Source organism: Bradyrhizobium sp. I71, from assembly GCF_022354745.1.
Taxonomy (GTDB): domain Bacteria; phylum Pseudomonadota; class Alphaproteobacteria; order Rhizobiales; family Xanthobacteraceae; genus Bradyrhizobium; species Bradyrhizobium liaoningense.
Genome location: NZ_CP059398.1, coordinates 5,093,935 through 5,107,338 on the forward strand (window position 1 = coordinate 5,093,935; position 13,404 = coordinate 5,107,338).

General features: G+C 65.2%; 11 protein-coding genes. 5 read left to right on the forward strand and 6 right to left on the reverse strand.

The window, feature by feature from the left end; all coding sequences use genetic code 11:
- The first annotated feature begins 12 nt into the window (after positions 1-12).
- Both tcuA and tcuB read left to right on the forward strand, forming a co-directional pair.
- Entirely contained in the window at positions 13-1,404 is a 1,392-nt protein-coding gene (tcuA, locus tag FJV43_RS24550; RefSeq protein ID WP_239621663.1) for an FAD-dependent tricarballylate dehydrogenase TcuA, read from the forward strand.
- Complete coding sequence (tcuB, locus tag FJV43_RS24555) at positions 1,391-2,491, forward strand: tricarballylate utilization 4Fe-4S protein TcuB (RefSeq protein WP_239621664.1); 1,101 nt, start codon at positions 1,391-1,393, stop codon at positions 2,489-2,491. The genes tcuA and tcuB overlap by 14 nt, the downstream gene beginning before the upstream one ends.
- Before the next feature lie 133 nt (positions 2,492-2,624).
- Here the strand turns inward: tcuB and FJV43_RS24560 are convergent, their stop codons facing one another.
- Both FJV43_RS24560 and FJV43_RS37255 read right to left on the reverse strand, forming a co-directional pair.
- Entirely contained in the window at positions 2,625-6,029 is a 3,405-nt protein-coding gene (locus tag FJV43_RS24560) for an acyl-[ACP]--phospholipid O-acyltransferase (protein ID WP_239621665.1), read from the reverse strand.
- Positions 6,030-6,392: 363 nt separating this feature from the next.
- Positions 6,393-6,659 (reverse strand): hypothetical protein, encoded by a 267-nt coding sequence (locus tag FJV43_RS37255; protein ID WP_345946099.1) that lies wholly within the window; start codon positions 6,657-6,659, stop codon positions 6,393-6,395.
- Between the two features lie 51 nt (positions 6,660-6,710).
- Here FJV43_RS37255 and FJV43_RS24565 point away from each other — a divergent pair, with 51 nt between their 5' ends.
- Positions 6,711-7,331: a TetR/AcrR family transcriptional regulator gene (locus FJV43_RS24565; RefSeq protein ID WP_239629586.1), complete on the forward strand. Its 621-nt coding sequence runs from the start codon at positions 6,711-6,713 to the stop codon at positions 7,329-7,331.
- A gap of 15 nt (positions 7,332-7,346) precedes the next feature.
- On the opposite strand, the gene FJV43_RS24570 is transcribed toward FJV43_RS24565, so the two are convergent.
- From FJV43_RS24570 to FJV43_RS24580, 3 genes are all read right to left on the reverse strand, one after another.
- Positions 7,347-8,651 carry a GGDEF domain-containing protein gene (locus tag FJV43_RS24570; RefSeq protein ID WP_239621666.1) on the reverse strand — a complete coding sequence of 435 codons (1,305 nt, stop codon included), beginning with the start codon at positions 8,649-8,651 and terminating at the stop codon, positions 7,347-7,349.
- A 238-nt stretch (positions 8,652-8,889) separates the two neighbouring features.
- Positions 8,890-10,194, reverse strand: a complete 1,305-nt coding sequence (pncB, locus tag FJV43_RS24575) for a nicotinate phosphoribosyltransferase (RefSeq protein ID WP_239621667.1) — start codon at positions 10,192-10,194, stop codon at positions 8,890-8,892.
- Between the two features lie 79 nt (positions 10,195-10,273).
- Positions 10,274-11,200, reverse strand: coding sequence for a LysR family transcriptional regulator (locus FJV43_RS24580; protein ID WP_239621668.1), 927 nt, complete (start codon positions 11,198-11,200; stop codon positions 10,274-10,276).
- Between the two features lie 95 nt (positions 11,201-11,295).
- Here FJV43_RS24580 and pcaH point away from each other — a divergent pair, with 95 nt between their 5' ends.
- Both pcaH and pcaG read left to right on the forward strand, forming a co-directional pair.
- Positions 11,296-12,084 carry a protocatechuate 3,4-dioxygenase subunit beta gene (pcaH, locus tag FJV43_RS24585; RefSeq protein ID WP_239621669.1) on the forward strand — a complete coding sequence of 263 codons (789 nt, stop codon included), beginning with the start codon at positions 11,296-11,298 and terminating at the stop codon, positions 12,082-12,084.
- A 3-nt stretch (positions 12,085-12,087) separates the two neighbouring features.
- Positions 12,088-12,714, forward strand: coding sequence for a protocatechuate 3,4-dioxygenase subunit alpha (pcaG, locus tag FJV43_RS24590; RefSeq protein ID WP_239621670.1), 627 nt, complete (start codon positions 12,088-12,090; stop codon positions 12,712-12,714).
- A 22-nt stretch (positions 12,715-12,736) separates the two neighbouring features.
- Here the strand turns inward: pcaG and FJV43_RS24595 are convergent, their stop codons facing one another.
- Complete coding sequence (locus FJV43_RS24595) at positions 12,737-13,348, reverse strand: NYN domain-containing protein (protein ID WP_239629588.1); 612 nt, start codon at positions 13,346-13,348, stop codon at positions 12,737-12,739.
- Positions 13,349-13,404 lie beyond the last annotated feature (56 nt).

Genomic DNA, 13,404 nt, shown 5'->3' on the forward strand with positions numbered 1-13,404 from the left:
CGGGCAGACGGCATGAGCAGCAAATACGACGTGCTGGTGATCGGCGGCGGCAATGCGGCGCTGTGTGCAGCGATCAGCGCCAGGCGCGGCGGCGCCTCGGTGCTGGTGCTTGAGGGGGCGCCAAAGTTCTATCGCGGCGGCAATACCCGTCACACCCGCAACATGCGTTGCGCCCACGACGCGGCGACCGAAATCCTGACCGGTCCCTATACGGAAGATGAGTTCTGGGAGGACCTGCTGCGCGTCACCGGCGGGCAGACCGACGAGGTGCTGGCGCGCCACATGATCCACGAATCCAAGGACATCCTGAACTGGATCGTGGAGCAGGGTGTGCGCTGGCAGCCTTCGCTCGGCGGCACGCTGAGCCTCGGCCGCACCAACTCCTTCTTTCTCGGCGGGGGCCGCGCGATGCTCAACGCGCTCTATCTCACCGCCGAACGGCTCGGCGTCGAGGTCGAATACGACGCCGAGGTCACCGACCTCGTGATCGAGGACGGCATGTTCCTCGCTGCCTGCCTCAAGCGGCCGATCAAGGGCGAGACCGAGATCCGCGCGACCTCGCTGGTGGCCGCCGCGGGCGGATTCGAGGCCAACATCGAATGGCTGAAGCAATATTGGGGCGAGGCCGCCGACAATTTCCTGATCCGCGGCACGCCCTATAATCGTGGCTCGGTCCTGAAGATGCTGCTCGACAAGGGCGTGCAGGAGGTGGGCGATCCCACCCAGTGCCACGCGGTCGCGATCGACGCCCGTGCGCCGAAATTCGACGGCGGCATCATCACGCGGCACGACTCGGTCGTGTTCGGCATCGTCGTCAACAGGCACGCGCAGCGCTTCTACGACGAGGGCGAGGACATCTGGCCGAAGCGCTATGCGATCTGGGGCCGGCTGGTTGCGGCGCAGCCCGACCAGATCGCCTACATCATCTTCGATTCCACCGTGGTCACCTCTTTCATGCCGACGCTGTTTCCGCCGATCGCCGGACAGACGGTGGCGGAGCTCGCCGGTAAGCTCGAGCTCGATCCGGCCGCGCTGGAGAAGACCATCACCGAGTTCAACGCCGCGGTGCTATCAGGCACCTTCGACCATACCATCCTGGACGACTGCCGTACCGAAGGCATCACGCCGCCGAAGACGCACTGGGCGCGCCGGATCGAGACACCGCCCTATCTCGCCTATCCGGTCCGGCCCGGCATCACCTTCACCTATCTCGGCACGCGCGTGAACAAGGAGGCGCGGATGCTGATGAAGGGCGGCAAGCCGTCAGGCAACATGTTCGCGGCCGGCGAGATCATGGCCGGCAACGTGCTCGGCAAGGGCTATGCCGCCGGCATGGGGATGACCATCGGCAGCGTGTTCGGGCGGATCGCGGGACGGGAAGCGGCAAGACATGCACGGAACTAGGATTTTGGACGAAGCCGACCGTCTGATGACGGTCTGCAATTCCTGTCGCTATTGCGAGGGCTTGTGCGCGGTGTTTCCGGCCATGGAGATGCGCCGCGCCTTCTCCGACGGCGACCTCAACTATCTCGCCAATCTCTGCCATGGCTGCGGCGCCTGCTACGTCGACTGCCAGTTCTCGCCGCCGCACGAGTTCAACGTCAACGTCCCCAAGACGCTCGCGGTCGCGCGCGCGGAATCCTACGCGGCCTATGCCTGGCCGCAGGCGCTGTCCGGTGCGTTCGCGCGCAACGGGCTCGTCATCAGCGTCATCGCCGCGCTCAGCATGGCCGCCTTCATCCTCGGCTTCGCTGCGCTCAACGATCGCAGTGTGCTGTTCGGCGTGCACACCGGGCCAGGCGCCTTCTACAAGCTGATGCCACACAATGCGATGGCCGCCTTGTTCAGCGCCGCATTCCTCTATGCCGTTCTCGCGCTGATCATGTGCGTGCGCGCCTTCTGGCGCGACATCGGCGCACCCATTGGCAACCGTGCCGACGGCGGTTCGATCTTTCAGGCGATCCGCGATGCCGGCGAGCTGCGCTATCTCCATGGCGGCGGCGTCGGCTGCTACAACGAGGACGACAAGCCCACCGACCGGCGCGAATTCTATCACCACCTGACCTTCTACGGCTTCCTGCTGTGCTTCGCCGCGACGTCGGTGGCAACGCTCTATCACTATCTGCTCGGGCGCGAGGCACCATATCCGTGGTGGGACCTGCCCGTGGTGCTGGGCACGCTCGGCGGCATCGGACTGATCATTGGCCCGATCGGCCTGTTCACGGCCAAGATGCGCCGCGATCCGGCATTGCTTGACGAGAGCCGTTACGGCATGGATGTCGGCTTCATCGCCATGCTGTTCCTGACCGGCCTCACGGGAATGTTGCTGCTGGTCATGCGCGAGACCGGCGCGATGGGGCCGCTGCTCGCGCTGCATCTCGGCGCGGTGTTCGCGCTGTTCATCACCATGCCCTACGGCAAGTTCGTGCATGGCATCTATCGCTTTGCCGCGCTGGTGCGCTATGCGCAGGAACGGCGGACCGCAGCGTGATCGCTCCCTCTCCCGCTTGCGGGAGAGGGTCGGGGAGAGGGTCGCTCCGCAGTGGGACAATCCCCAAGAGGAGAAAGCCACCCGCGCCTTCGGCGCGACCTCTCCCGCAAGCGGGAGAGGTGAACGAGCCGGGTTACGCTACGTCGCGCTCGGGCGAGGACGCTTGCTCGCGGGCCATCGTCGTTGCCGTGACATAGTCGGTCTTGCCGGTGCCGAGCAGCGGCACCTTGTCGACCACCATGATCGTGGCAGGCACCGTCAGCTCTGACGCGCCGATCGCCTTGGCCTGGGCCTGCATCGCGCTACGCTCGGCGTTCCTCTGCGTCGTCAGCAAGACGATGCGCTCGCCCTTACGCTGGTCCGGGATCGACACTGCGACGGAGGCCGCCTGCGGCCACAGCGCCGTTGCGATGGCTTCGACCGCCGACAGCGAGACCATTTCGCCTGCGATCTTGGCGAAGCGCTTGGCGCGGCCCTTGATGGTGAGGAAGCCGGCGGCGTCGATCGCCACGATGTCGCCGGTATCGTGCCAGCCCTCGGGAAGCTTTTCGAGCACGCCGGGATTTTCGGCCCGCAAGTAGCCGAGCATCACATTCGGCCCGCGCACGGAGAGGCGGCCGCCTTCCTCGATGCCGGGGACCGGATCGAGGCGGCTTTCCATCAGCGGCGACAGGCGGCCGACGGTGCCGGGACGGTTGGCCATTGGCGTGTTCATCGCCAGCACCGGCGCGGTCTCGGTGACGCCATAGCCTTCGAGGATTCGGATGCCGTAGCGCTCCATGAACACCTGCCGCGTGCGGTCCTTGACCGCCTCGGCGCCGGCGATGACGAGGCGCAGGGTCCGGAAGTCGTAAGGGTGCGCCGAGCGCGCATAGCCGGTGAGAAACGTGTCGGTGCCGAACAGGATCGTGGCGCCGGTCTGATAGATCAGCTCGGGCACGATCCGGTAGTGCAGCGGCGACGGATACATATAGATCGGGATGCCCGCCAGCATCGGCATCATCATTCCGCCGGTCAACCCGAAGGAGTGGAACACCGGCAGCACGTTGAACACCTTGTCGTTGGCGTTGGCGTCGACGCGCGCCAGCGCCTGCGCCGCATTGGCGAGGATGTTGCGGTGGGACAGCACAACGCCCTTCGGCGTGCCTTCCGAGCCCGAGGTGAACAACACGACGGCCGGATCGTTGGCCTGGCGGGACACCCGCGGCGCGGTGCCGGCGAGCAGGCCCTTGATCTTGTCGACGGCACCGATCGAGGCGCGGACGTCCTCGAGATAGACCACGCGCGCCTCGGCCGAAATCGCGGCCATCAGCTTGTCGAGCTTGCCCTTCTCGATGAACGCCTTCGACGTCAGCACGGTCTTGACCTGCGCGGCTTTCATGGCGGCGAGCACGTTGACCGGGCCGGCCGAGAAGTTGAGCATCGCCGGCACCCGGCCGCTGTTCTGCAGCGCCATGAAGACGACGGCGACGCCGGCCGAATTCGGCAGCAGCACGCCGACATTCTCGCCGATTGCGGTGCCGTTCTCCAGCTTGCGGCTCAGGACCTGCGCGCCGAGGATCAGCTTGCGATAGGTCAGCTTGGTGCCGAGCGCGTCCTCGATGATGACCTTGCCGGTGTCGCGGTCGCGATAGGCGTGTCCGAGTGCTTCGAACAGGGTGTGATCGAGCATGGCGTTCTTTACGAGCGCGTCGATCATCACGTCCTGGAGCGCGGCGCCGGCGGCATTGCGGCGCGCCTTGCCCTTGAGCGTTTCGTCGACCGGCAGCTTGACCGGCGGAAGGATGGTGACTGTCACGCGCGGAAACCACGACCGCTTGATCTGGCTGCTGTTGAGATAGCTGAGATAGGAGCGCTGCGCGCCTTCGATGCGAACCGGCACGACCACGGCGTCGGCCTTGTCCGCGATCATCGCGGTGCCGTCATAGACCTTCATCAGTGAGCCGGAGACGGTGATGCGTCCTTCCGGGAAGATCACAACCGGCTCGCCGGCGGCGACGAGCTTGATCAGGTCGCGTGCGGCCAGCGGCTTGGTCGGATCCATGGTGTAGTGCTTGACGACGCGCAGGAACGGCTTGGCCCACCAGGCCCTGGCGATGCCGGTATCCACCGCGAAGCTGGCGTCGATCGGCAGCACGGCGTGCAGCAGCGGGCCGTCGATCAGGCTGACATGATTGGGCGCGATCAGCATGCGCGTGCCCGGAGGCGGCAGGTTTTCGAGCCCGCGGATCTCGGTGCGGAACAGGGCGCGGAATAGAAGCCCGCCGGCATCGCGCACGCCTTCTTTGCCCCACTTGGTCAGGACGAACCACATCGCGCCGAAGCTGGCGACGCCGAGGCCGAAGAAGATCCAGCCGATATGGAGACCGGCGGCCTGCAACAGCGCGACGAACAGCGAGCCCACGACCATGAAGGCTGCCTGCAGCACGTTGCCGGCGGCGATGATCCGGGCGCGCTCGGACGGCGCCGACCAGGCCTGGACCGCGGCGAAGGACGGCACGACGAACAGGCCGCCGCCGAAGGCGAAGGCGACGAAGTCGACCAGCATGCGCAGGCCCGCGAACGAGGTCGCGAAACCGGCCGCGGTGACGTCCTGAGCCTTGGCGGTCACGCCGATGGCCCAGGCGAGATCGAGGCCGGCACATCCCATGATGATGGCGCCGATCGGCACTAGCGCAAGGTTGGGGCGAACGTGGCTGAGGCTTGCGGCGAACAGCGAGCCGATGGCGATGCCGATCGCGAAGATCGCAAGGCACAGCGTCACCACGCCCTCGGTGCCGCCGACGACCTCCTTGATCAGCGCCGGCAGCAGCGACAGCACGATGGCGCCGACCAGCCAGAACCAGGAGACGATCACGGTACCGTCCCACAGGCGGTGATCGGCGTGCAGCGTCCTGAGCAGGCTGACCGTAGAGGTCCAGGGATTGGCGTCGACGGGCAGATCGGGCGCTGAGGGCGTGGTCGCGGGAATGCGGGCGGCGAAGGCCCAGGACAGCAGGGCCAGTACGACAACGGCCGAGGCGACCCAGCCCATATGCGCGGAGCCGGCCACGAACTGGCCGCCGGCGACGGTGCCGAGCAGGATGGCCATGAAGGTGGCGCCTTCGACCAGGGCGTTGCCGGTCGCGAGCTCGCCGAGCTCGAGCTGGTCCGGCAGCATGGCGTATTTCACCGGGCCAAACAGGGCGGCGATGACGCCGAACAGCGCCAGCGCTGCGAACAGCAGCGGCACCGAATGCAGAAAGAAGCCGGCAGCGGCAAAGCCGGCGGCGAAGATCTCGGCGAATTTGAGCCGCCTTGCGACGACGGATTTGACGTATTTGTCGGCGAGCTGGCCGCCGAGCCCCGACAGGATGAAATAGGGGAAGATGAAGACGGCGCCTGCGACCGTCACCAGGGCATCGCCGTGGCCGGTCGCTGCACTGTAAAGCAGGATGATGACGAGTGCGTTCTTGAGCACATTGTCATTGAGCGCCGAGAAGAACTGCGCCCAGAACAGCGGCGCGAAGCGGCGTGACGACATCAATTCCCTGATCATGACCAGTCCTGTTTTGGAAACGCATCTTGGGGGTGTTACGCTGTCGGTGGGGCGTCGGGACCAGAGATAAGCAATGGGCAAATTGCGAGGTGAGGACGATCGTCCCGGCTTGCTTTGCGCCGTCGCTCCTTCCGATCCTGTTGGTCTCCGATTGGCGTCGTTAGGTTCGCAAATGACTTCGGTCGCGGCGTATCAGGCTCCGGCAGGAAGGCCGCAGCTCCACGGATATCGCGCCGGGCGATGAGGAAAAGCTGAACCGCATCGCCGAGGGCCGCGCCATCCGGCGCGCATGTCGGGGCATGGTGAGTCCAACATTGTAACCGGCTCTTGCATTCGAACCGATCGGGGCGTGCCGGCTGCGTCTCAGGTGAGATGGGCGAGGTGCCGAAACGGCGAGAAGCGACCGAGCAGGCTGAACCGGCGCCGCTCGTGGCGGGCTCGGGCGCGGTTCGTCCGCCACATCCGGAAGGTCGCGCGGCGCTCGGCGAGCACGCCGGCAATGTCGCAGGCATTGGCGATGCGATCGATCGGCGCCATCACGACCTTGAGGGCGGCCCGGCCGAGGCCGGTCACGAGAGCCGTGGCGTCATCGACGAAGGTGACGGCGATATCAACAGCGAGGGTTTGCATTTCGCAGGTCTCCGAGTTAAATTGAACAATGTTCATATGAGTAGCTTGAAAATGAACAATGTTCAAGAAGAATCGCTGCGCGACCAGAAAAAAAACCGGCGGCGGCGCCAGATCCTGGAGATCGCCCGCGGCATTATCGCAGCTAAAGGGCTGAGATCGTTGAAGGTTCGGGACGTTGCCGAGGCTGTCGGCTGTTCGGTCGGCAGCGTCTATAACGAGTTCGGCGACTTCGACGGGGTCATCCTGACCGTCAATCGGGAGACGGTTCAGGCGCTCACGGCGCGGCTGCGGGGCGTTCCCGCCGAGGATCCGGTTCGCCAGCTCTATGGGCTTGCCGAGACCTATCTCGATTTCTTTGCAGGACACGCCAATCTGCTGCGCTCCTTGTTCGAGCATCGGATGGAGGACGATCGACCTTATCCGGACGACATCCTTCAGATGGTGATGGATGCCTTTGCGCTGATGCATCCACCCTTGGTGCGGCTATTGCCGGATGCGGATGACGTGAAGATCGCGCTGCTGTCGCGCACGCTGTTTTCCGCGGTGCATGGCATCATCTCGCTCGGCCTCGAGGAGCGCATGGTGGCCGTGCCGCCGCAGATGCTGCGCCAGCAGATCGAACAATTCCTCGACGTGCATCTCAGAGGGCTCGGGATTCTGCCCCAGCGCTGACAGCTGCGAGCCGCGTCAGGCGCGCGCAGCTTCGCGCTGGCGGGTTGCGACGGCGACGGCGCCCGGGCTTCCGCTCTCGACCTGAACGCGGTTGCGTCCCTTTTCCTTGGCGCGATAGCAGGCAGCATCCGCGCGCCGCATCGCATCCTCGAGCGTGATGTTGCGGTCGACGATGCAGGTCACTCCGATGCTGGCGGTCACCACAAAGCAACGATCGTCCCAGGCGAAACTGAGCAGCTCGAGCGATCTGCGCAGACGCTCGGCGATGTCGACGGCATCGAAGGGCGAGCATTGCGGCAGGATCAGGGCGAATTCGTCGCCGCCGAGCCGGGCCACCAGATCATGCGCGTGCCGGCCCTGTTGCAGGAGGCGCGAGACATCGCGGAGCAGACGGTCGCCGGCAAGGTGGCCACAGCTATCGTTGACGCTCTTGAACTGGTCGAGGTCGAGCAGGATCAGGCCGAGCGGACCCGCCGCGGCATTGTCCAGCTCGCTTTGCAGGCGCGCCTCGAAGGCGCGACGGTTCGACAGGCCGGTCAGCCAGTCGTGCGAAGCCTGCCAGGCCAGGCGCTGTGTCTCGGCATGCAGGGCGTTTTCGAACGCCTGTCGTTGCAGCACCAGCCGCCGCGTATGCCAGATCAGAAGCAGGATCAGCGCCGCGGCGGTGACGATGTTGATGCAAGTCAGCGTCACCTTGATGGTGCGGGAGCCTTCGCTGAGGACGGCGGAGAACCGCGTGGCATGCACCGTGAACTGGGTATTGAGCTCCGAGAGCCGCGACGACAGGAATTGCAGGCGGCCGTCTTGAATGGGACCGTTCTCCAGCTCGGAGCGGATCAACTCGCCGAACACGCTCAGCTCCAGCAGCATGGGATCTGTGGCCGCCCATTCGCGGATCGCGTCCTGGAGGAAGCTGACGCGGTTGAAGTAGCGAAACAGCCAGATCAGTCCCGGTACGTCATCGGGATGGTTGCCGCCCTGGAGGAAGCCGATACGGGCGGCCTCGACGTCGACCGGATCGCGTTCGAGCGCCCAGCGCGCGAACTCGTCCCCGATGGGAACGGCGAGCGCGGCCTGGTACTGCGCGAACTGGCTGGCCTCGCCCGAATGCAGGTAGCGATTGAGGAAGTAGACGGCATTCTTCTGCGAGCGCGACCATAGCGCTTCGCCCGCGACATAGGCGCGGACCGAAGACATCACCTCGAGGCTGAATCCCGCGATCGCCGCCTGGAGCACGACGACCATCACGAAAGGCGAGACGAGCTTGATGACGTGAAGGAAGCAGTGTCCCTCCACCGACGTCGCTGTTCTGCGAAACACCTTATTCCCCAAGTCGATCAACGATCCCAACGGAGCGTTGCGCCTGCAACGCCAAGTAGACGGGATGGTTGCTTAACTCGACCTGAATGGTGCGGAGGACTCCGTCGCAGGGTGAAGCCGTCGTGAAGCAGGTGCCCGCAAATCGCTTCAAATGCCGGCGAACCGGGACCGGCGCGGCACCGGCGAGCCAATGCAGCGCATTCGTCGTGCGCGATTCACCCGATCAAGGGGAGATCGGCTAGACCAGCACCGGCTTGCGCACGCGGCCCGCGTCGCCGAACACGCGCAGGTAACGCTCGATCTCAGAGGGAAGGCCGGTCGCCTTCTCCGGATTGTCGGAGAGCTTGACGGCCGGATGACCGTCGACCGACGAGACCTTGCAGACCAGCGAGATCGGATCGAGGTTGAACGAGCCGTCCGGCGTGCAGCCGACGAAGTCGTTGGTGAGGTTGGTGCCCCAGCCGAAGGAGAGCCGCACGCGCCCGGTGAAGTGGTGATAGGTCTCCTCGATCGAGCCGACGTCCATCGCGTCGGAAAAGACGAGCAGCTTGTCCCTGGGGTTGCGGCCCTTCTTGTCCCACCAGGCGATGATCTCCTCGCCGGCCTGGATCGGCGGCGCGCTGTCGGGGCGGAAGCCGGTCCAGTCGGCGACCCATTCCGGCGCATCGCGCAGGAAGGCCTTGGTGCCGAAGGCGTCGGGAAGTGCGATCAGGAGATTGCCGCCATAGGTCTGGCGCCACTGGTCGAGAATGCGGTAGGGCGCCCAGCGCAATTCCTCGTCATCCCTGGCGAGCGCGGCCGCGACCATCGGCAGCTCATGCGCGTTGGTACCGATCGCCTCGAGATCGTTGTCCATCGCGAGCAGCACGTTGGACGTCCCGATGAAGGACGAGCCCAGGCCTTCCTTCACCGCCTCGACGCACCAGCGCTGCCAGAGGAAGCCGTGACGGCGGCGGGTGCCGAAGTCGGACAGGCGCAGATTTTCCAGCTTGCGAAGACGCTCCACCTTGGTCCAGAGCTTGGCCTTGGCGCGGGCATAGAGCACGTCGAGCTCGAAGCGGCCGCGGCCCTTGATCGCCGCACGGGAGCGCAGCTCGTTGAGGATGGCGAGCGCCGGAATCTCCCACATCGTGGTGTGGGTCCAGGGGCCGTGGAAATGCAGCTCGTACTGGCCGTCGACCTTCCGCAGCTCGTATTCGGGCAGGCGGAATTCCGCCAGCCAGCGGATGAAGTCCGCCGAGAACATGTGGGTCTTGCCGTAGAAGGTATTACCGGCAAGCCAGATCAGCTCTTTCTTGCTGAAGCGGATGGTGCGGGCGTGATCAAGCTGGGCGCGCAGCTCGCCCTCGTCGATGATCTCGGCGAGCCGCACATGGCGCGAGCGGTTGATGACCGAGAAGGTCACCTGCTGATTCGGATAGTCTTCCCGAATCATCTGCAACATCAATAGCTTGTAGAAGTCGGTATCCAGCAGGCTGCGGATGATGGGATCCAGCCGCCAGCTGTGATTGTAGGTCCGGCTCGCAATGTCGGTCACTGTCATGGGGGGATTTTAGCGTGGCTCCCCTTGCGCAACCAGTGGGTTTGGCAGGAATCAGGTTTTGCGACGGAGGGCCCGTCGTTCAGGCGGCGGCCGTCGCCGCGACAGTCTCGAGCTGGCTCCTGATCCAGCGATGGGCCGGGTCTTTCTGATAGCGCTGGTGCCAGACCATGAACATCGGCAGCTCGGCCAGCGTTCGCGTGCGGGAGGCCAATGGAATTTGCGTGTGCGCGAAACCGCGCATCACGCCGGGCGCGAGCAGGCTCGGCATACTCGCAAGCATCTGCGAGCCGCGCAGGAAGGACGGCACGCCGGAAAAGCTCGGCACGGAGATCGCGATGTCGCGGTGAAGCCCGTTCGCTGCCAGCCGGCGGTCGAAGTCCAGCCGCTCGTTGTCGGTGTAGACCACGGTGATGTGACGCGCCGCGAGATAGGCGTTGCGGCTGGCAGGCGCAGCACGCGCCTTTGCATCGTAATAGCAGACATAGTGATCCCTCAGCAGCCGCTTCTGCACGATGTCGACGCCGGACGGCGGCAGGGGCGTGACCAGGAGATCGCAGCGATTTTCGCGCAGCATCGCGGGCGAAGGCGATTGCGAGGGGATCACGCGCAGGTTCAGGCTCTTCACCTGCTCGGCGACGTGACCGAAGAACCGCGGCAGCAGCAGGTCGCGCTGGAAGTCGTTGGCGGCGATCGTCAGCGACAGCTGGGCCTGCGCCGGCGCGAAGCTGACGCCGCCGGCAAAGCTGCGCATCTCGTCGATCAACGCGCGCGCCTTCGCGGCGAGGGCCTGGGCGTGCGCCGTGGCGACGATGCCGCGGCCGGATTTGGCGAACAGGGGATCGCCGGCAATCCGCCGCAGCTTGTTCAGCCCGTGGCTGACCGCCGATTGCGTCAGGCCGAGCCGTGTCGCCGCCGCCGTCACCGAACCTTCCTCCAGCACGGCGAGGAACAGCTCGAGAGCGTGGCCGTCGAGGGCCAAATGATCGATTTCCTTCATGGAATTCATTATAATCGATCTATTTATCTTGAGAATAGACCGTTCCATGATCCCCCGACAAGCCGGGCGCCCGGACCCGGGCGCCACAGGGAGAGACAACGCCGATGAATGCCCAGGCGCCAGCCTTGCGGGATCCCCGCCTCAATCGTCCCGAGCCCTTTACGCCGCCGCTCGGCGACGGCGGCTTCTTCCAGCGTGACCGTTCCATCCATCCGCCGGCGCATGCACCGGGGTACAAATCCTCGGTGCTGCGCTCGCCGCGCCAGGCGCTGTTGTCGCTGGAGAACTCGGTCTCGGAGATCACGGGGCCGGTGTTCGGGCACAATGATCTCGGCCCGCTCGACAATGACCTGATCCGCAACTACGCCAAGGACGGCGATCCCGTCGGCGAACGCATCATCGTCCATGGCCGCGTGCTGGACGAGACCGGCCGCGGCGTGGCGAACACGCTGGTCGAGTTCTGGCAGGCCAATGCCGGCGGCCGCTACCGGCACAAGAAGGACACCTATCTGGCGCCGATCGACCCGAATTTCGGTGGCTGCGGCCGCGCGCTGACCGACGAGACCGGTTACTACTATTTCCGCACCGTGAAGCCGGGTCCTTATCCCTGGCGCAACTACGTCAACAGCTGGCGCCCGGCCCACATCCACTTCTCGGTGTTCGGCTCGGGCTTCGCGCAGCGGCTGATCACGCAGATGTACTTCGAGGGCGATCCCTTGATCCCGGTCTGCCCGATCCTGACGACGATTCCGGACAAGGATGCGCTCGACCGCCTCGTCGCGCCGCTCGACCTCAACGCCTCGTCGCCCTTCGACTCGCTCGCCTACCGCTTCGACATCGTCCTGCGCGGCCAGCGCTCCACCTATTTCGAAAATCGTACCGAGGGGAACTGAGCCATGCCGCAGCCGCTCAACTATCTCAAGGAAACCGCCTCGCAGACGGCCGGGCCCTACGTCCATATCGGCTTGATCCCGGCGATGGCCGGTTTCGACATCTTCGAGAAGAACTTCTCCAACGTGCTGGTGACGCCGAACACCGCAGGTGAACGCATCACCCTGGAAGGCAAGGTGCTCGACGGCACCGGCACGCCGCTGCGCGACGTGCTGCTGGAGATCTGGCAGGCCAATGCGGCTGGACGCTACAACCATCCGGCCGATCGCTCGGCGGGCGCGCTGGAGCCGGAGTTTCGCGGCTGGGGCCGCGCCGGTTCCGACTTCGAGAGCGGCCTCGTCACCTTCGAGACCATCAAGCCGGGCGCGATCACCGACAAGGCGGGCCGCAAATGTGCACCGCACATCAATGTCTGGGTCGTCGCGCGCGGCATCAACATCGGCCTCAACACGCGGCTCTATTTCTCGGACGAAGAGGCAGCCAACGCCGCCGATCCGGTGCTCAACCTGATCGAGCAGCCGACCCGTCGCAAGACGCTGATCGCAACGCGCAGCGAGCGTGCCGGCAAGGTCGTGTACTCCTTCACGATCAATTTGCAGGGGCCGGAGGAGACGGTGTTCTTCGACGTCTGAGGTGCCAGCGGCCGTCCCCGGTTCATTCCACCCGGTCGCTCCGATTGATGAATCCGCGCGCGAGGAATTGCGGTGGCTGCCGCACCTCGCGCGATCCCGGCCGGTCGACCGGATCGCGCGCCACTTTCGGTTTCAGGTCTGCCAGGTCGATGAACGCGTCCGCCTGCCGGCGCAGGTCGTCGGCGACCATGGGCGGCTGAGTGGAGAGTGTGGAGACGACCGTCACGCGGACACCGCGGCGTTGCAGGGCCTCGACCAGCGACCGAAAGTCGCCATCCCCCGAGAACAGTACGATCTGATCGACGTGTTCGGCGAGCTCCATCGCACTCACGGCAAGATCGACATTCATGCTGCCCCTCACCTTGCGGCGGCCGGTGGTGGCGTCGACGAACTCCTTGGTGAGCTTGGTGACGACGGTGTATCCGTTGTAGTCGAGCCAATCGATCAGCGGGCGGATCGACGAAAACTCCTGATCCTCGACGATGGTCGTGTAGTAAAAGGCGCGCAGCAGCGTACCCCGGGCTTGAAACTCGCTGATCAACCGCCTGTAATCGATGTCGAAGCCGAGCGCCTTGGAGGTGGCATAGAGATTGGAGCCATCGATAAAGAGCGCGATCTTCCCAAACGAAGACATTATGCACAGATCCCGAGTTCGACACGACGCGATCCGGCCGAAATGGCGCGATGTGT